21 protein-coding genes are annotated in these 24,076 nt (G+C 58.8%); 7 read left to right on the top strand and 14 right to left on the bottom strand.

The features are described 5' to 3' along the window. Window positions 1–92: 92 nt before the first annotated feature. From N7D90_RS09390 to N7D90_RS09370, 5 genes are all read right to left on the bottom strand, one after another. A complete protein-coding gene (locus N7D90_RS09390; RefSeq protein ID WP_261741899.1) occupies window positions 93–1,070 on the bottom strand; it encodes a FecR domain-containing protein in 978 nt (325 codons plus the stop codon). After that, a complete protein-coding gene (locus N7D90_RS09385) occupies window positions 1,067–1,567 on the bottom strand; it encodes a sigma-70 family RNA polymerase sigma factor (RefSeq protein ID WP_261742411.1) in 501 nt (166 codons plus the stop codon). Before N7D90_RS09385 ends, N7D90_RS09390 begins: the two co-directional genes overlap by 4 nt. Before the next feature lie 299 nt (window positions 1,568–1,866). Then, window positions 1,867–2,613, bottom strand: coding sequence for an SDR family oxidoreductase (locus N7D90_RS09380; RefSeq protein WP_261741898.1), 747 nt, complete (start codon window positions 2,611–2,613; stop codon window positions 1,867–1,869). Window positions 2,614–2,679: 66 nt separating this feature from the next. Then, a complete protein-coding gene (locus N7D90_RS09375; protein WP_261741897.1) occupies window positions 2,680–4,776 on the bottom strand; it encodes a putative bifunctional diguanylate cyclase/phosphodiesterase in 2,097 nt (698 codons plus the stop codon). A gap of 121 nt (window positions 4,777–4,897) precedes the next feature. After that, entirely contained in the window at window positions 4,898–5,764 is an 867-nt protein-coding gene (locus N7D90_RS09370; RefSeq protein WP_261741896.1) for a LysR family transcriptional regulator, read from the bottom strand. Between the two features lie 161 nt (window positions 5,765–5,925). Between N7D90_RS09370 and N7D90_RS09365 the strand changes: the two genes are divergently transcribed. Next, complete coding sequence (locus N7D90_RS09365) at window positions 5,926–7,467, top strand: MFS transporter (protein WP_261741895.1); 1,542 nt, start codon at window positions 5,926–5,928, stop codon at window positions 7,465–7,467. Between the two features lie 176 nt (window positions 7,468–7,643). Here N7D90_RS09365 and N7D90_RS09360 read toward each other — a convergent pair whose 3' ends face one another. From N7D90_RS09360 to N7D90_RS09320, 9 genes are all read right to left on the bottom strand, one after another. Next, window positions 7,644–8,852 carry an acetyl-CoA C-acyltransferase gene (locus N7D90_RS09360; RefSeq protein ID WP_261741894.1) on the bottom strand — a complete coding sequence of 403 codons (1,209 nt, stop codon included), beginning with the start codon at window positions 8,850–8,852 and terminating at the stop codon, window positions 7,644–7,646. An 8-nt stretch (window positions 8,853–8,860) separates the two neighbouring features. Next, window positions 8,861–9,331 (bottom strand): MaoC family dehydratase, encoded by a 471-nt coding sequence (locus N7D90_RS09355; RefSeq protein WP_261741893.1) that lies wholly within the window; start codon window positions 9,329–9,331, stop codon window positions 8,861–8,863. Window positions 9,332–9,341: 10 nt separating this feature from the next. After that, window positions 9,342–10,127 carry an SDR family oxidoreductase gene (locus N7D90_RS09350; protein WP_261741892.1) on the bottom strand — a complete coding sequence of 262 codons (786 nt, stop codon included), beginning with the start codon at window positions 10,125–10,127 and terminating at the stop codon, window positions 9,342–9,344. 144 nt (window positions 10,128–10,271) lie between these two features. Further along, window positions 10,272–11,150, bottom strand: a complete 879-nt coding sequence (locus N7D90_RS09345; RefSeq protein ID WP_261741891.1) for an SDR family oxidoreductase — start codon at window positions 11,148–11,150, stop codon at window positions 10,272–10,274. 10 nt (window positions 11,151–11,160) lie between these two features. Then, window positions 11,161–12,312 (bottom strand): acetyl-CoA C-acetyltransferase, encoded by a 1,152-nt coding sequence (locus tag N7D90_RS09340; RefSeq protein ID WP_261741890.1) that lies wholly within the window; start codon window positions 12,310–12,312, stop codon window positions 11,161–11,163. Between the two features lie 3 nt (window positions 12,313–12,315). Continuing rightward, entirely contained in the window at window positions 12,316–13,374 is a 1,059-nt protein-coding gene (locus tag N7D90_RS09335; protein WP_261741889.1) for an acyl-CoA dehydrogenase family protein, read from the bottom strand. An 8-nt stretch (window positions 13,375–13,382) separates the two neighbouring features. Continuing rightward, window positions 13,383–14,537 carry an acyl-CoA dehydrogenase family protein gene (locus N7D90_RS09330; protein ID WP_261741888.1) on the bottom strand — a complete coding sequence of 385 codons (1,155 nt, stop codon included), beginning with the start codon at window positions 14,535–14,537 and terminating at the stop codon, window positions 13,383–13,385. A gap of 10 nt (window positions 14,538–14,547) precedes the next feature. After that, window positions 14,548–15,312, bottom strand: a complete 765-nt coding sequence (locus N7D90_RS09325) for an enoyl-CoA hydratase family protein (RefSeq protein ID WP_261741887.1) — start codon at window positions 15,310–15,312, stop codon at window positions 14,548–14,550. Between the two features lie 266 nt (window positions 15,313–15,578). Continuing rightward, window positions 15,579–16,124 carry a PadR family transcriptional regulator gene (locus N7D90_RS09320; RefSeq protein ID WP_261741886.1) on the bottom strand — a complete coding sequence of 182 codons (546 nt, stop codon included), beginning with the start codon at window positions 16,122–16,124 and terminating at the stop codon, window positions 15,579–15,581. 562 nt (window positions 16,125–16,686) lie between these two features. Here N7D90_RS09320 and N7D90_RS09315 point away from each other — a divergent pair. The 6 genes from N7D90_RS09315 to N7D90_RS09290 all read left to right on the top strand — a co-directional run bounded on the left by N7D90_RS09315 (window position 16,687) and on the right by N7D90_RS09290 (window position 24,022). After that, complete coding sequence (locus tag N7D90_RS09315; protein ID WP_261741885.1) at window positions 16,687–17,178, top strand: CS1 type fimbrial major subunit; 492 nt, start codon at window positions 16,687–16,689, stop codon at window positions 17,176–17,178. Between the two features lie 105 nt (window positions 17,179–17,283). Then, window positions 17,284–19,809 (top strand): TcfC E-set like domain-containing protein, encoded by a 2,526-nt coding sequence (locus N7D90_RS09310; protein ID WP_261741884.1) that lies wholly within the window; start codon window positions 17,284–17,286, stop codon window positions 19,807–19,809. A gap of 64 nt (window positions 19,810–19,873) precedes the next feature. Then, a complete protein-coding gene (locus N7D90_RS09305; RefSeq protein ID WP_261741883.1) occupies window positions 19,874–20,611 on the top strand; it encodes a molecular chaperone in 738 nt (245 codons plus the stop codon). Continuing rightward, the gene (locus N7D90_RS09300) at window positions 20,611–21,108 is read left to right on the top strand and encodes a fimbrial protein (RefSeq protein WP_261741882.1); all 498 of its coding nucleotides are present in this window, start codon (window positions 20,611–20,613) and stop codon (window positions 21,106–21,108) included. The genes N7D90_RS09305 and N7D90_RS09300 overlap by 1 nt, the downstream gene beginning before the upstream one ends. Window positions 21,109–21,668: 560 nt before the next feature. Beyond that, window positions 21,669–22,841, top strand: a complete 1,173-nt coding sequence (locus N7D90_RS09295; protein ID WP_261741881.1) for an acyl-CoA dehydrogenase family protein — start codon at window positions 21,669–21,671, stop codon at window positions 22,839–22,841. Continuing rightward, complete coding sequence (locus N7D90_RS09290) at window positions 22,838–24,022, top strand: acyl-CoA dehydrogenase family protein (protein WP_261741880.1); 1,185 nt, start codon at window positions 22,838–22,840, stop codon at window positions 24,020–24,022. The genes N7D90_RS09295 and N7D90_RS09290 overlap by 4 nt, the downstream gene beginning before the upstream one ends. Window positions 24,023–24,076: the final 54 nt, after the last annotated feature.

Below are 24,076 nucleotides of genomic sequence, written 5' to 3'. Positions count from 1 at the left end.
CTTTCTCGTTGCAAGGTAGGCAGTTGTAACCTTGACCAACGAGCAAGGGTTTCCCCTCACACTATTTGCAATTAATTCGCATTCGGTTGTTTTTATCGACTCACATCAATCAGGGTCAGCCATGGCCCGTAACGCGTGACCTTGATCGGTAAGGTTTGCGCCAGCGCGCTGAGGGTTTGCGCGGTGTTGTCCAGCGCAAAAACCCCAAACACCCGCACCCGTGCCGCTTCGGGGCTGATGCGCAGCACACCGGTCTGGTAGGGCCGCAGCGCCTCGACCAGTGCCGACAATGGCTCATCATGCAGTTCGACCCGGCCTTGGAGCCAATCGGCCTGGCTCCGTGATGTCGGGGTTTGCGGGTCTATCTGATTGGCCGTGAATGCCACCGCCTGACCGGTGTCGATACGTCGTTGCTGCCCCCCCAGCGTGTCCAGTTGCACGCTGTGCTGCTGCACGCTGGCCAGACTTTCGTCCGCGCCCTGGCGCACCATGAAACGCGTCCCCAGTGCCTGCACCTGGCCTTGGGCCGTGGCTACCACAAATGGTCGTCCGGCATCGGCGGCCACGTCCACCTGCAACTCCCCTTCGCGCAGCCGTACCCGCCGCTGGCCGTTACTGAACTCGATATCGACCGCGCTGCGGGCATTGAGTGTCAGAAGACTGCCATCCGCCAGTTCGATGGTTTTGCGCTCACCGGTGCCGGTGTGTTGATCGGCCATCAAGCCTGTCAATGGCGTTACACGATTCACCAAGCCTGCCGCACCCAAGCCGAGCAGCAACAGTAGCAGGCTGCCCCGCAAGGCATTTTTGCCTGAGGGCGACGTGCCGCTCAGCAGAGCTCGGCGTGCAGCCTGCAATTGCCCGGGGCTGCGGCGTTCCACTGATTGCAAATCGGCCACCGGAGCTTTCAATACCCCGGCTACCCGCTGCCACGCGGCCAGATGTTCTGGACTTTGCGCCAGCCAGGCCTTGAACACCTGACGCTCCGAAGGGCTGGCACTCCCGGACTCAAGGCGCAGCATCCAGTCAATGGCGGCACGGGTGGTCGAATCAACCTTGGCTGTACTCATTGGGATGGCGCCGTTTGCGAGAGGCAATGAATAAAGGCGCGGCGCAAGTCACGCTCAACCGTGGCCAACGAGACACCCAACTGGTCAGCGATGGCTTGCTGGGGCATACCTTCAAGTCGATTGAGCAAAAAGGCCCGTTTCACCCGCGACGGTAAACCTTCAAGCACGCGATCAATGGCTTCAATCGCCTCGCGCACCAGCGCTATATCTTCAGCGGACGGCGCATAGCCTTGGGGCAGATCGGCCAACTGCTCAAGATAGGATTGTTCAAGTTTGCGCCGCCGCCACAGCGAACAGAGCAAGCGGCGGGCAACTGTACTCAGATAAGCGCGGGGCTCCTGGATGCGCTCCAGTTGCTGAGCGTCGAAAACGCGCAGAAAAGTGTCCTGGGTCAGATCGGCCGCATCCTGCGGGCAACGCACCTGTCGCGACAGCCAGCCGCGCAACCAGGCATGATTGTCGAGATAGAGGCTGGCCAGCAGGGTTTTGGGGTCCACAGGGATAGGCACGATAGATAACCAGACTTAAATAGCAATAAGTCGCATTATCGTCGCAAAAGGTGAAATGGCAAGTCGTAAATCACTGTGTAGCAGCTGAGGAGCGCAGCGAGGCTGCGATCTGGCGCGCAGCGCCAGCACATGCTAAATCCCGTTCCGGCCTGACCCTACGCGATGTCAGGTTTTACGATGGCAGCGGCAAAGATCCTTCAAGCGTGGGAGCGAGCCTGCTCGCGAAAATCATACGCGAGCAGGCTCGCTCCCACTAAAGGCTTGACCTGGAACAGAGTTTTTACATCTTACCGACCGCCGCCCAGATCCAGAAAGGTGCCGGTGGTGTAGGAAGCCTTGTCCGACAGCAGCCAGATAATCGCCTCGGCTACTTCTTCAGCACGCCCGCCCCGGCCCATGGGGATGATCGGTTCAAGTTTGCTGACCCGCCCGGGATCGCCACTCAAGGCGTGGAAGTCGGTGTAGATATAGCCTGGCCTCACCGCGTTGACCCGAATCCCCTCGCCCGCCAGTTCCTTGGACAAGCCCACGGTGAAAGTGTCCAGCGCGCCCTTGGAGGCAGCGTAGTCGACGTACTCGCCGGGCGAACCCAAGCGTGCCGCTACCGATGACACATTGACGATATTGCCGCCCTGCCCACCGTAGCGGGGCGACATGCGCAGCACGGCATGCTTGGCACACAAGATCGGGCCAAGCACGTTGGTTTTCAGGGTGTGCATGATGCGCAACTCGGACAGTTCGTCGACCCGTGACTTGAGCCCCACGGTGCCAGCGTTGTTGACCAGTGCCGTGACCGGCCCCAACCGCTCGTCAACCTCGATAAACAGACGAATGATTTCCTCTTCGTCGCTGACATCGGCGCGCACCGCAATAGCTTCTGCGCCCAAAGCCTGAACCTGGGCCAGCACTTCATGGGCAGCCGCAACATCAGCCAGATAGTTGATGCAAATTCGATAGCCCTGCTGCGCCGCCAGTACTGCTGTTGCGGCGCCTATGCCACGGCTGCCACCGGTGATCACGATAACTTTGTCCATAAAAGTACGCTCCCCACTCAACATTTCAAATCTGGCCGCCAGCATAACCGTCAAGGGTTTGATTTGTCAGGTCGCCGCCGGTTTACCAGCGCTCAGGTCCTCTGCGCGATGAATATCGACCATAAACTGATTGGCCGGAAGCGGCTGGCCCAGCAGATAACCCTGCAAGGCATCACAGCCCAGCGTGGTCAAAAAGCTTTGTTGGGTATCGGTTTCAACGCCCTCGGCCACAATTCGCAGGCCCAGTGCCTGGCCCAGTGCAACAATGGCCGAAACAATCGCAGCATCATCGCTGTCATGCTCCAGATCACGCACAAAACCACGGTCTATTTTCAATTCATTGGCGGGCAGACGTTTGAGGTACATCAGGCTGGAATAGCCGGTACCGAAATCATCAATAGACAGGTCAACACCCATCTGCGACAGGCGCTGCAACACCACCATGCTCGCATCGGCGTCGCTCATGGCCGTGGTTTCGGTGATTTCCAGGGTCAAGCTGTTGGCTGGCAACTGGTGCCGCTCCAGCGTTGCGACCACACTGTCGACCAGCCCCGAATGGCAGAACTGCAGCGCCGACAGGTTGACTGCGATACGCCAGTGGCTATAGCCCTGATCGAACCACACACGCATCTGGCGGCAGGCTTCGTTGAGCACCCAATCGCCAATGGGAATGATCAGGCCGGTTTTTTCCGCGAGGGCGATAAAGTGCTCTGGCAACAGCAATCCCTGCTGCGGATGCTCCCAGCGCAGCAGGGCTTCAGCCCCTACCGGCAGGCCATTGCTGGCGTCGAACTTGGGTTGGTAATGCAGGCAAAACTGTTGCAACACCAGAGCCTGACGCAGGTCTTGCAGCAATTGCAGTTGCTTGCGGGCGTTGATGTTCATCGAGGCATCGAAAAAACTGTAGCCATTTTTGCCCGCGCCCTTGGCGTGATACATCGCCGCATCGGCGTTCATCAGCAACTCTTCGGCGGTCAGGCCGTTACCAGGGTACAGCGCAATACCGACACTCGCGGAAATCAGCAAGTCATGATCGTCGACCCGGAATGCCTTGGACAACAGCCCGACCTGCCGCGCAGCCACTTGCGGCGCATCATCGGGCTCAAGCAAACGCACCAGCAATACAAACTCGTCCCCGCCAATGCGTGCCAGGGTGTCCTGGCTGCGCAACTGCTCGCGCAAACGCAAGGCCACCTCACGCAGCAAGCGGTCGCCCAGATGATGACCGAAGGCATCGTTCACCGGCTTAAAACCGTCGAGGTCGATAAACATCAGCGAGAAACACCCGCCCTGCTCCGTCACCTTGCTCATTGCCTGAGCGATACGGTCAGCCAACAGGATGCGATTGGGCAGTCCGGTCAGGGTGTCGTGCAGTGCCAATTGGGTCAGCTCTTCATTGGCCAGGGTCAATGAGTCCGCCAGAGCGGCAGTGCGGGAATCGAGCCGGGCGTCAAAAACCGAGGTCAGCAACGCAATCACCAACACGGCCAGGCTGGACACCAGCACCAGATTATCCAGCCCCTTGCCACTCAGACCGTCCACGGCGGCAGCGCAAAAACTGCCGGGGGGGAAACTCGCCGCAGCCATGCCGGTGTAATGCATACCGACAATCGCCAGGCCCATGATCACCGCCGCCCCGCCGCGTACCAGACGCACGTAAGGGGTTTGCTTGCGCAGATGAAACGCAATCGACAACGCGGCTGCCGAAGCCCCCACCGCAATCAGCAGCGACAGGCCAAACAGCGTCGGGTCGTAATCAATCCCCGGCTGCATGCGCAACGCGGCCATACCGCTGTAGTGCATGGCGCTAATGCCCGAGCCCATGATCAAGGCACCGAACAACAGTTGCAGCGCAGGCAGTCGCGGCTGGCTGACCAGCCACAAGGCAAAGCCGGACGACAGAATAGCCACCAGTAATGACCACAGAGTAAGCCCCAGGTCGTAACCCAACTCCAGCGGCAACTCCAGCGCGAGCATCCCGATAAAGTGCATCGACCACACACCAAAGCCCATGGCCAGTGCGCCGCCACCGATCCACAGGTACACACTGCGGCCTCGCGCCGTGGCAATACGGCCGCTCAGATCAAGGGCTGTGTACGACGCCAGAATGGCGACACACAGGGAAATCAAAACCAGCGAGGGAGAGTAAGTTGCAGACACCATGGACCTTCTCGTGAACGTGTGCCGAACAGCATCCATGCTCGGTAAGGGGGCGCGATTGTACTGCTTCCAGGTTCTGACGCATCCATGTAAACGACAAAATCCTGCAGTTGGATTCGACCAATCAGAAGCGCTTGACCTGTTCGATATAACGCGTCACCACCGCCGACTTTTCGAACCGGCGGTGGATCAACGACAACCATGACTGCGCGTCACAACCCTCGATCGGCCGGTAGAGTACATTCGGCAGGCTGATATGACCGACCACCGATGCCGGCACTACCGCCACCCCTTGGCGCAACGATACCAGCGCGATCACCGCCACCAGGCCACCCGGCTGGGCACCCAGCCTGGGCGCGTAACCTCCTTGGGCAGCCACGTGCAAGGTGCCGCTGATTTGCTCGGGCAAGATAAATGTCTCGTTTTGCAAATGCGCCGCGCTGACGCTTTTAAGGCGCGCCAGCCAGCTGTCAGCCGCCAGCGCCAAAACAAAGCCCTCAGCCTTGAGACGAATCGCTTCCAGACCTTGTGGCAAAGTCATGGGAGAGCGCACATAGCCCAGGTCGAAGCGCCCTTCGGCAACCATCGAAGGCAAGCCGGCCATCGGCGCCTCTCGTACGCTCAGGCTAACCTCGGCACACGCACTCGAAAATGCCTGCACCTGTTGCTGCAACACCCCCGAATACACGGCCGATGCTACATATCCCAATTCGATATGGCCCGTCTCGCCGCGCCCGGCCCGCTGTGCATTGCGCTGGGCAAACTCGAACTGGCGCACGGTGGCCTCAGCCTCGGGCAATAACGCCTGGCCCGCTTCAGTCAGGCTGACCTGACGCTGCTGGCGCACAAACAGACGTACGCCCAAGGCGTGTTCAAGATCCTGGATTTGCCGCGTCAAGGTTGGCGGCGCAATTCCCAGTACTTCGGCAGCACGGGTGAAGTTGCGTTGCTGGGCAACGGCCAGGAAATAACGGAAATGGCGTATATCCATAGCAGCATTAGCTCAAAGGTAATGAAGTTCAGGCTGTCAGCTAACAAACCAGCCAACGCCCAGCCCTACACTGTGGCCATCGCCACACTGGAGGAACCGAGCATGCCCGTAAAATTAATTGCCTGCAAAGTAATGCCTGAGCTTGCCGGGGAGTTGCGTCCATGAAGACTGTAAGCCCACGCCTGACCCTGCTGACCGCCAGCGGGGTCTGTTCGCTGATCGTGCTCGACACCAATATTGTCGCGGTCACCCTGCCGAGCATCGCCCGGGATCTGGGGGCCAGCTTTGTCGATATCGAATGGGTGGTCAGCGCTTATATGCTGGCGTTTGCCGCCTTGTTGCTGCCTGCCGGGAGCATTGCCGACCGCTTCGGGCGCAAGCGTACCCTGCTGTGGGGCTTGAGCATTTTCATCCTCGCGTCCCTCGGCTGTGGCGCGGCACCCAACAGCCTGTTACTGGAAATCGCCCGCGCCGTAAAAGGCGTGGGAGCAGCCTTGCTACTGACCTCGGCGCTGGCCTCAATCGGGCATGCCTTCCACGACGAAGTCGAACGAGCCAAAGCCTGGGCCTTTTGGGGGGCGTGTATGGGCGTGGCCATGACGGCGGCACCGACCCTCGGCGGGCTGATCACCGAGTACCTGGGCTGGCGCTGGATTTTCTATCTCAACTTGCCGGTTGGCTTGCTGCTGATGCTGCTGGTCAGGCATGCCATTGCCGAGTCTCGCGACCCGCAATCGGCCCGGCTCGACCCTTGGGGCAGCCTGGCCTTCAGCGCCAGCTTGCTGTGCCTGATCTGGGGCTTGATCGAAGCCAACCGCATTGGCTGGAACCACCCGCTGACCTATGCCCGAATATGTGCCGGGGTGCTGCTGCTGGGCCTGTTTGTAATGATCGAAGCCATGCAGCGCCGCCCAATGATTGACCTGCAACTGTTCCGCCACCCGCGTTTTATCGGCGCTCTGCTGGGCATGTTTGCCTATGCGGGCTGTGCTCAGGTGATGATGACCTTGCTGCCGTTTTATTTGCAAAACGGCTTGGGGTTCAGTGCAGTCACGTCAGGCCTGGGTATGTTGCCGTTTGCCTTGACCATGTTGATTTGCCCACGTATCGGCGCTCGCCTGGCGTCGCGCTTCAGCCCGGCCAGTATGATGGCTGCCGGTTTGACCTTGGTCGGTTGCGGCAACTTGCTCAGCGCTTGGGCGGTAGACCATGGCGGTTACCTGAGTTTTGCCCTGACCACGGCGGTGACAGGTGCCGGGGCCGGCTTGCTCAATGGCGATACCCAGAAAAACATCATGGCCTGCGTTCCCCGCGACCGTGTGGGCATGGCCTCCGGCATGAGCACCACCATGCGCTTCAGCGCCATTGTGTTGGCGATTGGGGTGTTTGGCGCCTTGCTCGGCAGCCACACGGAGCAAAACCTGCAGACCAGCCTTCAGCAGGATGCCGGGCAATGGCTGGAGCAGAGTCACTTTATTGCTTCGCGGGTGGTGGCCGGGGATATGCAGGGAGCCTTGAGCCAATTGCCGCTGGCGGCACAAGCCCAGATTGAGCCACTGGCAACCCGGGCCTTTGTGACCGGGTTCAGCCTGGTGTTGTGGGTCGCGGGGGTGCTGGGGCTGATCGGGGCTTTGGTGGTGGGGACGCTGATGCGCAAGCCGATACCGCAGATGGCGTCCGCGGTGGCGCATCCAAACGTGTAGCCGCTGCCGCAGGAACGAGGCTGCGTTCGGCGGCGAAGCCGTCGTAAACCCTGAGAGCAAGGTTTTTCTGGCAGACCGCAGTGCCTGATTCTGCGACGGCTTCGCCGCCGAACGCAGCCTCGTTCCTTCGGCAGCTGCTACGGGTTTTGCCCGGCTCCCACCAGTATCAAAAACTGTCAGTTCAGCTCAAACAACCCCGCCGCGCCCATGCCGCCGCCGATGCACATGGCAACCACAACAAAGCGGGCGCCACGGCGGCGGCCTTCGAGCAGGCTGTGGCCCACCATCCGCGCACCCGACATACCAAACGGATGACCAATGGAAATCGCCCCGCCGTTGACGTTCAGGCGGTCGTTGGGTATCTGCAGGAAGTCGCGGCAGTACACCACCTGGCAGGCGAATGCTTCGTTGATCTCCCACAGGTCAATGTCAGATACGGTCAGGCCAAACCGCTTGAGCAGCTTGGGAATCGCGAACACCGGGCCAATGCCCATTTCTTCCGGCGCACAACCGCTCACGGCAATCCCGCGATACACGCCCAACGCTTCGATCCCGCGCTGTTTGGCTTCGGCACGGCTCATCAGCAACACGGCAGAGGCGCCATCGGAAAATTGTGAAGCGTTGCCCGCGGTGATGAACTCACCCTGCTGCACCCATTTGCCATCTTTCCACACGGGTTTGAGTGCCGCCAAATCCTCAAGGGTGGTGGACGGGCGATTACACTCGTCGCGGTCCGCGATTACATCCTGATAGCCACTGGGTTTGCCTTCCTTGTCGAAGCACAGCTTGCGCGCAGCCAGCGGTACGATTTCATCCGCGAACAGACCCGCGGCCTGGGCGGCGGCGGTACGTTGCTGGCTTTGCAGGGAATACTGGTCCTGCACTTCGCGGCTAATAGAGTAGCGGCGAGCGACGATTTCAGCGGTTTCGAGCATCGGGATGTAGGCCGTCGGCATGCATTCAAGCACCGCCTCGGATTGTGCCCGGTAAGTGTTTTTGTACTTGTTCTGGGTCAGCGACAACGACTCGACACCACCCGCCACGGCAATCGACATTTCCCCGGTCATGATGCCTTTCGCCGCCACGCCAATACTCATCAGGCCCGAGGCACACATGCGATCAATCGCCATGCCCGGCACGGTGTTGGGCAAACCGCCGGTGTTGGCGCACAACCGCCCGATGTTGTAACCCTGAGTGCCCTGCTGCGCAGCTGCCCCCATGATCACGTCTTCCACCGAACCCGGCTCGATACCCGCGCGCTCCACCACGGCACGTACCACATGGCCGCCCAGCACCGGGGCTTCGGTGTCGTTGAACGAGCCACGGAAGGATTTGGTCAGGGCGGTTCGGGCGGTGGAGACGATTACAACGTCATTCAAATTCATGCTCAGGCTCACTTCTCAAGAGGGTTGAAGGTGTAGCGGCTGATGGTGTCCACCACACAGCCGGGGCGCTCGCTGCCCTCGATTTCGACGCTGATCCGCACCACTACCTGCAAGGCCTGGCCGAGTGCCTCGACCTGCACGACCTGGCCATGCCCACGCACCCGCGAACCGACCTTGACCGCTGCCGGGAAACGCAACCGGTCACTGCCGTAGTTGACGCCCATGGCCAGATTTTCGAACTGCATCAGTTGCGGCATAAACAGATTGGCCAGGGACAGGGTCAGGTAGCCGTGGGCAATACAGGCACCGAACGGCCCCTTGGCCGCACGTTCCGGGTCGACATGAATCCACTGGTGATCGCCCGTGGCCTCGGCAAACAGGTTGATCCGCTCCTGGGTCAGCACCAGCCAGTCGGTGCGGCCAAGGTCTTGCCCCTGCGCTGCGAGCAACTGCTCGGCGCTGCTGAATAACGTACTCATGGGGTGGTCCTCAGGCTTGTTGCGAGCTGACAGGCAGCACTTCGCCGACCATGTATGAGGCGTAGTCGCTGGCCAGGAACACCATGACGTTAGCCACTTCCCAGACCTCAGCGGCGCGGCCAAAGGCTTCGCGGCTGGTGAGTTGTTCCAGCAGTTCGCTGCTGGAGGCTTTTTTCAGGAACTCGTGCAAGGCAATGGACGGTGCCACGGCGTTGATTCGTACCCCGCTTTCGGCCGCTTCCAGCGCACTGCAGCGGGTCAGGGCCATGACCCCGGCCTTGGCGGCGGCATAATGGGCCTGCTCTTTCTGCGCCCGCCAGCCCAGTACCGAGGCGTTGTTGACGATGGCGCCGGCACCACGGCGCTCCATGTGTGGAAGCATGGCGCGGGTCATGCGCATAGTGCCGGTGAGAGTGATATCCAACACCGAGGACCACTGTTGATCGGTCATTTCGGTAAGGCGTACCTGACCGCCGAGGCCTGCGTTATTGATCAGCACATCGACCCCGCCCAAGGCTTCTTCAGCCGCCGCGACCAGGGCTTGTACATCGGCTTCGACGGTGACATTGCACAGTTGCCCGTATACCGCCTGCAACCCGGTTTCAGCCTTGAGGCGTTCGACTGCCTCTTCGAGGCGACGCGGGTGGATATCGGAAATCATCAAGGCACGGCAGCCTTCTTCGGCGCAGCGTTTGGCCGCGGCATAACCGATACCTGCGCCAGCCGCGGCGGTGATCAAAATCGACTTGCCGGCCAGGAGCTGGTGGCCGGGTACGTAAGGGGGCGCTTGTCTCATGGTTGAATTCTCTCTGTATAACAAACGGCTAAGTCCGCTTCTTGTAGATACTCTGTTCCGGGTCAAGCCCCTTGTGGGAGCGAGCCTGCTCGCGAATGACTTCGCGAGCAGGCTCGCTCCCACACTTGAAGTATCCCTGTGCTTTCAGCTACCCCACACCCTTTGCGGTGCAGGGGCTTCGGCGAGAATCTGGGCCATGGCCACACCCACTTCTTCGGGCTGCCATTGCGCGCCCTTGTCGCGGGTCACGCCGGTGCGCCAACCATCGCCAAGGGACAGTCGCCCGCCCTGGCTTTCGATGATTTGCCCGCTCACATGTCCCGACAAAGTACTGCCCAGCCACACCACCAGCGGTGCGACGTTTTCCGGGGCCCAGGCATCGAAGCCTCCGTCTTCTGGCTTTTTCACCACGTCCGGCATCGCGCTTTCGGTCATCGAGGTACGCGCCGCCGGAGCCAAGGCATTGGCGGTCACGCCGTAACGCGCCAGCTCTGCCGCCTGCACCAGGGTCAACGCGGCAATTCCGCCTTTGGCGGCGCTGTAGTTGGACTGCCCCACCGAGCCCTGCAAGCCTGCACCGGAACTGGTGTTGATGATTCGCGCAGCCACCGGCTGACCGGCCTTGGCCAGATCGCGCCAGCGTTTGCCCAGGATATTGGCCAGACAAAAATGCCCCTTCAGGTGCACGCGCATCACGGCATCCCAGTCATCTTCGCCAAGGCTGATAAACATCCGGTCGCGCAGGATCCCGGCGTTGTTGACCAACACATGCACTTCGCCAAATGCCGCCAGGGCCGCATCGACGATGTTTTGCGCGGTGGCGATAGTGGTGATGTCATCGGCGTTGGCGATAGCCTGCCCGCCCGCCTCGCGAATTTCAGCCACCACTTCTTCAGCGGCTTCGCGGCGGATATCGTTGACCACCACATTGGCGCCCTGCCCGGCGAAAGCCAACGCATAGGCCCGACCCAGACCACCGCCTGCGCCCGTAATAATCACGGTACGTGCTGCACAAATTGCCATGTCAATGCTCCTAGAGGCGCTCAATAATCGTCACGTTGGCTTGCCCACCGCCTTCGCACATGGTCTGCAAGCCATAGCGGCCACCGCTTTGCTCAAGCTGGTTAAGCAGGCTGGTCATCAATCGTGCCCCGCTGGCACCCAGTGGATGGCCAAGGGCAATGGCGCCGCCGTTGGCATTGGTCCTGGCCGGGTCATAATCCAGCTCCTTGGCCCAGGCCATGACTACCGAGGCGAAGGCTTCGTTGATCTCGACCAGGTCGATATCCCGTATGCTCATGCCGGCTTTTTTCAGTGCGGCCCGGGTCGCGGCTATCGGTGCGGTGAGATGCCAGATCGGGTCGTCGCCCATTACCGAGAGGTGATGAATCCGCGCCCGTGGCGTCAGGTTGTAGCGTTTGAGTGCCGCAGCAGAAACCACCAACATCGCGGCCGAGGCATCGCAGGTCTGACTGGAAACGGCGGCAGTGATCGAAGGGAATTCAGCGGACACCGGTTCCAGCTCGGCCATTTTTGCCAGGCTGGTATGGCGCGGAGTTTCGTCATCCCACACCCCTTCACAGGGCACAATTTCATTAACGAAGCGGCGGCTGGCCATGGCATCCAGTGCCCGGCGATGGCTTTCCAGAGCGTACGCTTCCATCTGCTGGCGGCTGATATTCCAGTGATCGGCGATACGCTGAGCGGCATAGAACTGGTTCACTGGCTGGTCGCCAAAACGCGCTTTCCAGCCTTTGCTGCCCGAGAACGGATCGCTGAACCCCAGCGGTTGGCCGGCCAGCATCGCCGAGGAAATCGGGATCTGGGTCATGGTCTGAACACCGCCGACGGCGATCACATCCTGGGTACCACTCATCACCGCTTGCGCGGCAAAGTGCAGCGCCTGCTGCGATGAGCCGCACTGGCGGTCAATGGTGGTGCCGGGAACGTTGAGCGGCAAACCGGCGGCCAGCCAGCTGGTGCGGGCGATATCCCCTGCCTGAGAGCCGATGGTATCAACGCAGCCAAAGATCACGTCGTCGTATTCGTCGGCCGGGATCTGGTTACGCTCTACCAACGCCTTGAGCACATGGGCGCCCAGATCAATCGCATGGACATGGGCCAGACCACCCTTGCGCTTGCCGGTAGGGCTGCGCAACGCGTCCACAATATAGGCTTCGGGCATCAGTCAATCCTCAAACGTGTAGCCGGGGCCCAAAGGCGCCGCGCCACTCAATACATACTCGGCCACACGGGTCTTGTGCAGCGCACGGTCGCCCCAGGCGTTGTCCAGTGCCCAGGCGCGTTTCATAAACATTTGCAGATCGACTTCCCAGGTGTAACCCATCGCGCCATGCACCTGAATGCCGTGGCGAGCCGCCAGCCAGCTGGCTTCGCAACTGGCCAGACGCGCTTGGGACACCCACACCCCGGCATTCGGTTCGTTGTGCGCCAAGGCATAAGCGGCGCGGTACAGCACCGGTTTGGCGAATTCCAGCTGAGTGGCGACGTCAGCCAGGTGATGCTTGACCGCCTGAAAACTGCCGATCGGCTTGCCGAACTGCTTGCGCTGGGCGGCGTAGTCCACCGACAGATCGAGCATGCGCTGAGCCAGCCCGAGCAGTTGCCCAGCTACCGACAGTGCGCCACGGTTGAGGGTCTGCGCCCACAGCTCGCGGCCCTGCTCGCCCTGCGCCACCAGGGTCGCAGCACTCGGTTGCCAGCTGACCTGCGCCAGACGGCGCGAGGCATCCAGGCTGCCGTGCCCTTGCACATCCACCTGGCTACGCGGTACTGCATGGACTTCATCGCCGTGGGCCAACAGCAACAGGTCGGCATGACCGGCGTCAGCCACCAGCGGATTGACCGGGTGGCCGATGGCGACCCGCAAGCTGCCGTCGGCAATGCGCTCCAGCCATTCGCCGCGCTGGGCAACGCTGTGGGGCAAGCCGGCGATCAGGGCGCTGGCAACATAGGCGGTGTCGGCCAGCGAATCGGGAATGGCGTAGTAACCTAGCTCCTGGGTCATCAAGGCCCAGGCCACATCGTCCATGCCCAGGCCACCAAAGGCCTCAGGAATCGACAACGCGGTAAGGCCTTGCTCGGCAATCTTGTTACGCAAATCCGGAGAGCGGCCGACGTCGGTTTCCCAGATTTCACGAAGCATTTCCGGCGCGGCTTCGGTCATCAAAAAGCGGCTGATGGCTTCGCGAAAAGTTTGCTGGTCATCGGTAAAGGTAAAGTCCATCCCCGGCCTCACTTCGGCAGACCGAGCATGCGCTCGGCAATGATATTGCGCTGGATCTCGTTAGTACCGGCGTAGATGGGCCCGGCCTGAGCAAACAGAAAACCTTCCAGCCAGTCGTGGCCGTCTGCCGATTTACCGGTCAACTCGCCACTGGCACCCAGGATGCGCATGGCGGTTTCGTGCATGCGCAAATCGAGTTCCGACCAGATGATTTTGTTGGTGCTCGACTCGGCGCCAATCTGCGCTCCACGGCTCAGGCGGCCCACGGTGTGATAGGCGGACAAGGCGTAGGCTTGCGCATCCATCCAAGCCTTGCACACCGCGTCGCCCAAGCTCGAGTCACGGTCGGCACTGGCGCGGTTGGCCTGGTACAACTCCACCAACTTGCGCGCCGTGTACTGAAAGCGCGCCGGGGAGCGCAGTAGCAAACCACGCTCAAAACCGGCGGTGGCCATTGCCACATGCCAGCCCTGCCCTTCATCGCCGATGCGATTTTCCAGGGGAATGCGCACGTCATCGAAGAACACTTCGGCGAACGCATCCTTGCCGTTCAAGGCCTTGATCGGGCGCACTGTGACCCCCGGCGCGTTGAGCGGCACCATCACAAACGACAATCCGTGGTGACGGCTTGAAGCTGGATCGCTGCGAAACAGGCCAAACAACCAATCGGCAAAGATGGCTCGGGTCGACCAGGTTTTCTGGCCGTTGAGCAGGTAGCCGTCGCCATCGCGGGTGGCCTTGCTGGTGATCGCGGCCATGTCGGAACCAGCGTTGGGTTCGGACCAGCCTTGGGCCCACATGTCGGCGCTGGCCGCCATGCGTGGCAGAAAGCGTTTTTTCTGTGCCTCGGTGCCAAACTCCATCAGGGTCGGGCCGAGCAATAACTGGCCGTTCTGGTTGACCCGCATCGGCGCGCCAGCACCGTAATATTCTTCTTCGAAAATCAGCCACTCAATCAGATCGCAGCCGCGTCCACCCAACTCGGTAGGCCACATCACCATCGACAGGCGACTTTCGAACAACTTGGCTTCCCACTGGCGATGCTGTTCAAAGCCTTCGCGGGTATCGTAGCTGGCCAGCGGCTCAGGCGGCAGGTTCGCCGCCAGCCATTGCCGGACCTCCTGACGGAAGGCCTTTTGCTTGGGCGAGTAAGTCAGTTCCATGGTCGGCTCCTCAGAACCTGGCGTCGCGTTTTTCAACGAACGCGCGGCGAGTTTCGGCGGAGTCCGCACTGGTATAGGCCTGCAGGGTAAAGCCCTGTTCCCAGCGGTATTTGTCTTCAAGGTTGCCGTCTTCGATGCCGTTCAACGCTTCTTTGGCGATGCGGATCATGGCCGGGCTTTTCGCTGCGATCTTGTGAGCGATTTGCAGCGCGGTTTCGCGCAGTTGCTCACGGGGCACCACGCGCTCGATAAAGCCGTACTGCTGCGCTTCAACTGCGCCAATCTTGTCGCCGGTAAAGAACAGATAGCGGACTTTTTGCACCGGAAACAAACGCTGCAAATGCGCACCGCCGCCCATGGCGCCACGGTCGACTTCCGGCAGGGCAAAGGTGGCGCAGTCGGAAGCCACGACAATATCGGCGGCACCGGTAATGCCAATCCCGCCACCCAGCACAAAGCCATGGACTGCGACGATGACCGGCACCGGGTTGCGATGCACAGCCTTGAAAGTGGCGTAGTTGCCCGCGTTGACCTTGACGATCAGTTCCGGGTGAGCGTCCAGTTCCTTGATATCGACACCTGCACAAAAGCCGCGGCCTTCGGCCCGGATCACGATCACTCGCACCTCAGGGTCCAGGCCAAGCGCTTCGAGGGTGTGCGCCAGGTCCAGCCACTCCTGGCTGTTGAGGGCATTGACTGGCGGCCTGTCGATCACCAGTTCAGCGACGCCTGCGTCGATACTGGTGTGAAATGCGGTATGAGTTGCGCTGTTCACATGTGCTCCCGGGTTGGCAAAGGCATGGGAGCAGTATGGGAACGCGCCGGGGGTGGCTCATCGTCCGTTGAGACTAAAGCTTGCAGGAGCTGCACCCCCCTGTAGCAGTTGACGAGTAGAACGAGGCTACGTCCGGCTGCGCAGCAGTCGCAAACCCGGTCAGCGCGATGTATCTGAAACACCCAAACTGAATGGTTTTACGACTGCTACGCAGCCGGACGTAGCCTCGCTTCGCGAGTCAACTGCTACAGGGTATCCAGTCTTGGTTATCCATCCCCATCCACAATGGCTCTGGCAGTGTTGTTGAGCAGATCATGTACGCGCTGGATCTCTACCGGGCTCCAATACCTCTGGTGCAATTGCAGCGCGTGACGCAGGTTGTGCATCGCCTCATGAATCTCTGCCGGCCGTTCCTGGCCCAACAACGAACGTCGGCTGACTTCAATACGCATATGCACACCATTAAGGGCGACCGCCTGTTGGCCGAGATATAAACGTCCCGTCCCGGTAATGCTGTAATTTTTTTTATCACCCTCAATAGCAACTTCTACCAGTTTCCCGGCCTCAAGAAAGGCCAAGGCCGGGTATATCACCCCGGGGCTGGGGCTGTAGGCGCCGTCGAACAACCCTTCAATTTGCTGGATCAGGTCATAGCCATGACGAGGATGTTCGCCAATCAACTCCAGCAATAACAATTTCAAATCACCTGATGCAAAAATCCGGGGGTTACGTGCAGCACGCTCACGGGCCGAGTTCCTGACCACAATAGTGGGTTTATCTGCGTCTGTAGCTTGAGAATAATGCTCGTTCATTTTTCTGACATCCCAAAGCGAAAAATAGAACTTAAACCATAACTCAAATTGTGACTAAAACACCGTTGTACAACTACTGAAACAGATAAGAGCCAAAATAGGAAAGATACAACTTACAAACCAAATATGGACATAACTTATCACCCAAAATAACGCACAGCTCACACAGCGAGCAGAGATACATCTCACACAACACCTGAAAATATGGCTTACATAAAAATAGAAAAAGTACCCCTCCAGCTTGACCTTTAAAGTAGAAACAGCCAATCACGTGATAATCAGTCCTCGCAGTAGAAAACACAGCGCTACATGACGTAGGAAATCCCCTTCAAAACTGAAGGCATAAAACCACAAAACAAGTAGGACTTTGCTATGTTATTCATAATGCGATCAAGCAATACTTCTCCTCGCTTTGACAGCCCACCTACTTCACAAGATAACCAAGACAATCTTGCAGACGGCCAAGCATTCAACGCATCGACAACCGGCCACTATAAAGTTCCGGCTCAGCACTGAAGGACTGGAATACCACGTCCTCAACACATATAAACAGGTAATAATCATGTTCAAGAAAGCAATCGCAACTTCCCTCGTCACCCTGGCTATCGGTTCTTCAAGTGCATGGGCTGCAAATGATGCCACCACCGCTATCAACATCACGGCTTCTATTCCAACCGAAGTGTTCCACGTCTTGCCGGTAAACCCTGACTTCGGCAGGGCCGAAGTGATGAACTACAACCTGCAAACAGGTCTGTTGTCTACCCTGCGCCAGTCATACAACATCAAGAACACCGCCGGTTCGATCAAGGCCTATATCGATGGCGGTCCAGTCGCGCTGTCCAATGGTACTGCCGCCAACAACATTGCACTGACCACCACCTTCAACGGTACAACACTGACTGCTGCTCCGCAGCAAGTACTCGCCAGCGGCACTATAGCCACTGCAGGCACCTCGGCTGATCTGGTAATCACTCCTGCAGCGCCTGGCAATGGCGTGTCGGGCGACTTCAGCGCCGCATACACCGTTGTATTCGACAACGTGCCAACCCTCTGATCCAGGCCTGTAATTGATGTAACGCAACAGGTATCGCGTTCGGTCAGTTCAGGCTGGCCGAACGCTTCTTACTACCTTTACTGCCTGCTATCGAGTATTTCGATTATGTTCCCGATGACTCCCATCGCGGCGGCGCTTGCCCTTCTGATTGGTACAACTGCAGTTGCAGCCTCTGAAACCAATGGCACCACGCCCCGTAGTTTATTGGCTCAGGCCAAAGGCTTGCCTGCGGACTTTGAAGAACACTTTTTCGATGTTCCATTGGCAGTGCAAGTCGAGCGCGATGGGCAACTATTGGGCGAAGCAATGATCGTACTTTCCCGTGACGATCGATTAACACTTATTGACTTTACCAACCACGACGGCAGCACCCTCCCGGTCGCCGAACGTGATACATGGTCTGACTACCTTAAACAGGGCGTCAAACTGGGCAACTGCTCTGCCAACTGCCCCGAACAATTGCTGGCAGTTCACTACAACCTTGAAAACTCTCTGGTCTCGCTGCTGACTGAAAACGCCGAGCGTGAAAACCAGCAGAGCATGTACTACGACCTGCCAGAAGACGGCAGCCGTGGCCTGATTGTGCGCAATCAACTGAATATCAACGGCGGCCAGGAAGAAAACCTCAACGGTCGCTTCGGCCTGGAAGCCAGCAGCAGCTTGGGTAATTGGACCCAAGGGATAAATCTGCAACTGTCACGTATTGGTGGCCCGGACGACACCAAGTTTTATCATGCAGTGCATGAGGCCTATACCCAACGTGAGTTCGAGGGCAGCTTTTTTCGCCTCGGTTATTTCACCCCCAGCTCCGAAGGCCTGACCCGCCAGGTTCGCACCTTCGGCGCCAGCCCCGATACCGCGTTGGGCGTGATGTACGGCAGCTCTGACAGCCTGGCCATCGACATGGCCAAACCCAGCATTTACCCCATCCACATCACGGCAAACCGTGAAGGTGCGGTAGAGATTTACCGCAATGGCCTGCTGATCAACACGCAACCCGTACAGGCTGGCCTGCAAAACATCGATACCCGCTCCCTGCCAGGCGGTATTTATGAAGTGGAAGTGCGCCTTGTCGAAGACGGCAAGACCACCAGTACCACTTCGGAACTGGTGTACAAGCCCAATAACTGGCGCAACCACGATCAGCGCTGGCGCTACAACCTGTTTGCCGGGCGTGAGACTAAACTCTTGAGCAACTTCGAAGATCAGTCCAAGGGGGACATGACTGGCGGAGCCTCGCTCAACTACCTGCTGCATCCACGCGTGGTGCTGGGCCTGTCCGGGCGTCAGGTCAAAGGCAATATGCAAGTGGGAACCTCCGTCGACTGGACGCTGGCCAACAACGCCAGCGTGTACGCCAACGTCTATCAAACCCAAAACTACGGCACCGGTGTCGATGTGAACGCGCTTTACAGCTACGGCACCGGCAGCCTGGTGTTCAATCACAACCGTAGCTGGCTCGACACACGTAACACCTACGAAACCCTGGCGGATGGTACGCGCCTGCGCAAACGCACTGCTTATGTTGGCCAGAACAGCAATTCGTCGATCTCGATGAACCACCGTCTCAGCCCCAAAAACAGCCTGAATGCCCGTCTTTCTTACGCGGATGGCTATACCAAGGGCCATGGTATTGACTTGGGTTGGGCGCAAACGACCCATTTGTTCGGCAGTGATGGCAACTGGCGGCTATCGGTCTTTGATCGACCTGCCAGCTCGAGCAGTGGTGCCAACCGTAACCGCGGGGTCGACTTATCTGTCAGCCTGGCACTTGGCGGTCCGGGCGAAAAATGGTCCGCCAGCCTCGGTTCACGCAGCTCCCGCGACGGTGGACGCGACAACAACGGCTCGCTGACCTATAACAAAACCTTGAAACATCACCTGCTGCAAAGCGTCTCGGCCACGGCAACCACCGACACTTACGGTGTCGGCTTGTCCGGCCGCGCGAGCGTCCAGACCAACACGCTCAATGGCGACGGCTTTGTGCAACGCTCCTCGTATAACGGCAAGTTCACCGGTGGCCTGAACCTGGACAGCACTGTCGCAGTCGGGGGCGGTAAAGCGGTGATGGCCAGTGAATACAGTGGTCGCGGCGCGGGCATGATTGTCGATGTGCAATCCGATGTCGACGGCATCACCTTGCGCGCCGATGACTTGAGTGGCAGCAGCACAATACTGCGACCGGGGCGCAACTTTATCCCGCTCACAGCGTATAAAAACAGCGCGGTAAGTTTCGACTTTGAAGGGACTGACGTCCCGGCTGCCACCATTCAACCCGCTCGCAGCCGCTACCACCTGAACAAGGGCGGCGTGGACTATCGCACCATCAGTGTGGTGCAAACCGTAACCGTACTCGGCCGTTTGCTCGACCCCAAAGGCGACCCACTCAAGGGCCATCACATCATCAACCACGCCAGCCGGGGCATTAGCGAAGTGGACGGGTTCTTCTCGATGGAAATGAATGCCCGCACACCAACCCTGGAAGTGCGCAAGGATGACCAGTTGCTGTGCCAGTTCCGGATTGACGCCAAGAACACCACAAAAGAGAAAGACGTTTTGCAAATCGGCGATTTACGTTGCCATCCCGATACGTTGGCAGACATGAAGAACAACCCGCAAATAGCCGGGTGAAAAAGCCAGAAAGCAAATCTATACACATTATTTACTGCACCTATATTCACAGTGAGATTAAACAATGAAACACATCTATTCAATTATTGGTCTTTGGCTGGTTTCACTCAGTGCCCTTGCTGGCCCCAACATTAATGTCGGCACCGTCTATGACTATATGGACGGCGATAAAAGCACCTATCTGAAGCGTGTATTCAATGGCGGCACCAGCACTGCATTTGTGCGGATCAAGATCATGGAGATTGTTTACAAGGCAGACGGTTCAAGTGAAGAAGTGCCACTAAAAACCCAGGCAGGCAGTGTGCGTGACGGTTTGATGGCCAGCCCGGCGCGCTTGATTGTGCCCGCAAAAGGCACCCAGGGTTCACGTTTGTTGTTTATGGGCAACCGCGATAAAGAGCGCTATTTTCGCGTACGTTTTGTCCCGGTAGTGCCTGAAAAAGAAGATGAATTTGCCTTGAACCAGGACCAAACCGACAACTACAAAAAGACCCTGTCTGCCGGGGTCAATATATTGGCGGGCTATGGCACGGTATTTTTTGTGCGCCCCAAGGCAACCCACATTGATACGCGTATCGAAGACAGCAAAGGCAAGTACTCGCTCAACAACAAAGGCAACACCGTGGTCGTGGTCGATGAATTCAAGGATTGCTCGGGCAAGGATTTACAAGACTGCAAGCCTGTCACCAAAAACCATATTTTGCCGGGTCGTACATTCAGTTTCATTAAAGAGCCCGGTCGCCATTATCGCTTTATGCTGATCGAAGCCGATAAACAAAAAATCATTGAGGTTAAAGGCTAATGCACCGTCCTGCCTGCAAAATCTCATACCTGGCTGTCGCGGCAAGCTTGGCACTCTGGATGCAGGCAGGATTTGCAGCACGCGAAGAACACACGTTTGAAGTCAGTGTCAGCATCCCGACTCTGGATTTCTATGTATTGCCCGTGGATCCGGGATTTCTGGAACGCGAGCAGCGAATGAACTGGGATCTGGGCCGCGAGTTTCTTCACCCCTTGCGCGCATCATTCGATGTGCGCAACGCCAGCGGCGGCATCGCCGCACGCTTGGGTCATGAGCCAGCGTTGTCCAATGGGCGCGATGAGATCGAACTTAGCGTGATTTTAAACAACCACCCGCTCACACCGATCAACACCGTAATCGTGCCCGAAAGCGAAGCAAGAAACGGTTCCAGAGTCCCATTGCGAATCGAGGCGATCAAGCCTCAAGACGGATTCAAGGCGGGTGAGTATTACGGCAGTGTGCAGATCATATTTGATGCTCTAGCTCCGGTACGTTAACAGAAAACCGCCAAATACCATGGCATCTGAACTGCCACGTAAAATCCGGGCAGCCTAAACAGCAAAGATACAAACAGACCTAAGTCGCGGTATTAAAGTGAACATAACACTGACCACCTCAAAAAATAGTGCTCGGCCTTGGCTGATGGGGAGCAACTGGGGTCACCCCTCCTTTGAACTGTGTATACAGCGGCGTTGGGTTTTACTCACCCAACAGTTATGGCTTCTTCTGGAAAACACCAGTCCAGGCACCTTGCCGAAAACAGGCTAAAATGGCTCGGCAGTTTCTCGTAAACAGTTGGGTGTTACGACAGAGCAGTTATTCAAGTCCACGCATTAGGTTGAAAACAAGCCGTCCACCTTGCACTTCGAAATCAAAAAACAGCATGTTGAAGAAATGTTGTCCGCGCAAGGCAAGTACAAAGGGCAATATCACCGTCGTCTGGGACTCCGAAGTCTGACGCGAAGTATTCATATGGACTAGTCCAGCTCAGGGATTGCACCCGCGCTGCACGCTTTCATGCTGGTGCCTCGATCCGTATGACTACGATGAGGCCTACATGGAGCTTGCCCTGACTGACGAGCAGCGAATGATTCAAACGTCTGCCGAGCGTTTTTTGACCCAGGTTGCCAGCTCCAGCGCCGTGCGCACGGCAATGGCCAGCGAGCGCGGGTACGACGCCGAGACATGGACGCGAATGGCTCAGGAGTTGTATTGGCCAGCACTGGCGATCCCCGAAGTGTATGGCGGGCTCGGGCTAGGCTTTGTCGAGGTCTGCCTGTTACAGGAACAATTGGGCCGACGTCTGCTGCCAAGCCCATTTTTTGCCACGTGCAGCCTGGCCACCCCTGCCCTGCTGCTTAGCCGCAATGAACCACTCAAGGAGCGCTGGCTGCCGTTGATCGCCGCTGGGGAAATTCGCGCCAGCCTGGCTTTCACCAGCGCGCCGCGCTGGGACGACAGCGGCGTGCAGGTGTATGCGCAAAGCCACTCAGGTGGGTATCGCCTCAACGGCGAGTATCGCTATGTAATTGACGGCGCCGACTGCGATCTGTTGATCATTGCCACCCGTACCCCGGGGAGCGTCGGTGAAGCCGGTATCCGTTTGTTTGCGATATCTGCCGACACACCCGGGATCCAGCGCCATTGGCAACCCACACTGGACCAGACTCGCCGCCTGGCCACCCTCACCTTGACCGACGTGGTCGTCTACGACGAACAGTTGCTCAGCGAGCCCGGACAGGGCTGGCCAATGCTGCGCGATGTGCTGCATATCGCCTGTATCGGCCTGGCGGCTGAACAGACCGGTGGCGCTCAGCAGTCGCTGGACATCACCTTGAGCTACATCAGCCAGCGCGAGCAGTTTGGCCGTCGCATTGCCAGCTTTCAGGCAATCAAGCATCGCTGTGCCGACCTGATGCTGGCAATCGAATGCGCCCGCTCAGCCAGTTACTACGCAGCCTGCATCGCCGACGAGTGCCTGAATATCGACGGTGATCCGAGTGCCCGGCAACAACTGGGTGAAGCTGGCGCCACGGCAAAAATTTTCGCCAGCGAAGGTTTTTTTCAGTGCGCGGCAGAGTCCATCCAGCTGCATGGCGGCGTGGGTTTCACCTGGGAATACGACCCGCATCTGTACTTCAAGCGGGCACGGGCCAGTGAGCAGATGCTCGGCACCCCGGCGTTTCATCGCGAACAATTGGCCAGACAGATTTTCGGAGAGCGCACATGAATATCGACTTTAGCGCGGCAGACGAGCAGTTTCGCCAGCAGGTAGCCCAGTGGATGCACCAGCACCTGACGGGCGAGTTTGCCGCTCTGCGCTTTCGTGGTGGTCCAGGGGATGAAGACTTTTCTCCAGAGCTGCGTAAGCTCTGGGAGCAGCAACTGGCTCAAGGCCGTTGGATCGGTGCTGGCTGGGCTGCCGAGCATGGTGGTCGTGGCCTGAGTATCAACCAGCAAGTGATTTTCTTTGAGGAGTATGCCCGGGCGGGAGGTCCAGGACGCATGGGACATATTGGCGAAGGGCTGGTCGGGCCGACGATTGCCGCTTTCGGCACCCGCGAGCAGCAACTGCGTTTTTTGCCACCCATACTGGCCGGGCAACACTTCTGGTGCCAAGGCTACTCCGAGCCGGGGGCCGGCTCGGACCTGGCTAATATCAAGACTCGGGCCAACCTGGATGACCCCAGCGGACACTGGTTAATCAGCGGGCAAAAGGTCTGGACCTCGCTGGCCCATGAGTCGGACTGGTGCTTTGTGCTGGCACGGACCGAGCCGGGCAGTGTCGGCCATCGTGGCCTGTCGTTTCTGCTGGTCGAGATGGACCAGCCGGGTATCCGGGTACAACCGATCCGGCAATTGACCGGCACCAGTGAGTTCAACGAGGTGTTTTTTGATCAGGCACGCGCTTCGGCAGACAACCTGATCGGCCAACCCGGCGACGGCTGGAAAATCGCCATGGCGTTGCTCGGGTTTGAGCGTGGGGTGTCGACCCTGGGCCAGCAAATGCAGTTTCAGAATGAACTGGACGAAGTGGTGCGAATCGCCAAGACCAACGGCGCGGCGCAAGACCCAGTCCTGCGCCAACGCATCGCCCAGGCATGGAGCGGCTTGCGGGTGTTGCGCTATAACTCGTTGCGCATGTTGTCCGGCGTTCAGGATGGCAGCCTGCGCCCTGAAGCGACGATCTACAAGCTGGCCTGGTCGACCTGGCATGTCGAGTTGGGCAAGCTGGCGATGGATGTGCTTGGGCCTGAAGCTGAATTGCTGGCAGGCGCGCCCTATGAGCTGACGCGGTTGCAGGCGCTGTTCCTGTTTACCCGGGCAGACACTATTTACGGCGGCAGCAATGAGATCCAGCGCAACATCATTGCCGAACGGGCACTGGGGATGCCGCGCGAAGCGCGTTAGAACTGCCTGACCAATCGCAGCCTCGCGCTGCTCGACAGCGGCTACAGCCGCTGT

The organism is Pseudomonas fragi, from assembly GCF_025426255.1.
Classification (GTDB): Bacteria; Pseudomonadota; Gammaproteobacteria; order Pseudomonadales; family Pseudomonadaceae; genus Aquipseudomonas; species Aquipseudomonas kulmbachensis.
The sequence above is the reverse complement of the archived record's forward strand: the minus strand, read 5'-3'. Positions and strand labels throughout refer to the sequence as shown.

Bases quoted from the DNA above. Each gene is read 5' to 3' on its own strand.
- N7D90_RS09365 (WP_261741895.1), top strand. From the start codon at position 5,926: ATGAAGACTGTAAGCCCACGCCTGACCCTGCTGACCGCCAGCGGGGTC.
- N7D90_RS09370 (WP_261741896.1), bottom strand. From the start codon at position 5,764: ATGGATATACGCCATTTCCGTTATTTCCTGGCCGTTGCCCAGCAACGC.
- N7D90_RS09290 (WP_261741880.1), top strand. From the start codon at position 22,838: ATGAATATCGACTTTAGCGCGGCAGACGAGCAGTTTCGCCAGCAGGTA.
- N7D90_RS09355 (WP_261741893.1), bottom strand. From the start codon at position 9,331: ATGAGTACGTTATTCAGCAGCGCCGAGCAGTTGCTCGCAGCGCAGGGG.
- N7D90_RS09350 (WP_261741892.1), bottom strand. From the start codon at position 10,127: ATGAGACAAGCGCCCCCTTACGTACCCGGCCACCAGCTCCTGGCCGGC.
- N7D90_RS09390 (WP_261741899.1), bottom strand. From the start codon at position 1,070: ATGAGTACAGCCAAGGTTGATTCGACCACCCGTGCCGCCATTGACTGG.
- N7D90_RS09310 (WP_261741884.1), top strand. From the start codon at position 17,284: ATGTTCCCGATGACTCCCATCGCGGCGGCGCTTGCCCTTCTGATTGGT.
- N7D90_RS09315 (WP_261741885.1), top strand. From the start codon at position 16,687: ATGTTCAAGAAAGCAATCGCAACTTCCCTCGTCACCCTGGCTATCGGT.
- N7D90_RS09360 (WP_261741894.1), bottom strand. From the start codon at position 8,852: ATGAATTTGAATGACGTTGTAATCGTCTCCACCGCCCGAACCGCCCTG.
- N7D90_RS09340 (WP_261741890.1), bottom strand. From the start codon at position 12,312: ATGCCCGAAGCCTATATTGTGGACGCGTTGCGCAGCCCTACCGGCAAG.
- N7D90_RS09295 (WP_261741881.1), top strand. From the start codon at position 21,669: ATGGAGCTTGCCCTGACTGACGAGCAGCGAATGATTCAAACGTCTGCC.
- N7D90_RS09300 (WP_261741882.1), top strand. From the start codon at position 20,611: ATGCACCGTCCTGCCTGCAAAATCTCATACCTGGCTGTCGCGGCAAGC.
- N7D90_RS09330 (WP_261741888.1), bottom strand. From the start codon at position 14,537: ATGGAACTGACTTACTCGCCCAAGCAAAAGGCCTTCCGTCAGGAGGTC.
- N7D90_RS09380 (WP_261741898.1), bottom strand. From the start codon at position 2,613: ATGGACAAAGTTATCGTGATCACCGGTGGCAGCCGTGGCATAGGCGCC.
- N7D90_RS09345 (WP_261741891.1), bottom strand. From the start codon at position 11,150: ATGGCAATTTGTGCAGCACGTACCGTGATTATTACGGGCGCAGGCGGT.
- N7D90_RS09375 (WP_261741897.1), bottom strand. From the start codon at position 4,776: ATGGTGTCTGCAACTTACTCTCCCTCGCTGGTTTTGATTTCCCTGTGT.
- N7D90_RS09335 (WP_261741889.1), bottom strand. From the start codon at position 13,374: ATGGACTTTACCTTTACCGATGACCAGCAAACTTTTCGCGAAGCCATC.
- N7D90_RS09305 (WP_261741883.1), top strand. From the start codon at position 19,874: ATGAAACACATCTATTCAATTATTGGTCTTTGGCTGGTTTCACTCAGT.
- N7D90_RS09320 (WP_261741886.1), bottom strand. From the start codon at position 16,124: ATGAACGAGCATTATTCTCAAGCTACAGACGCAGATAAACCCACTATT.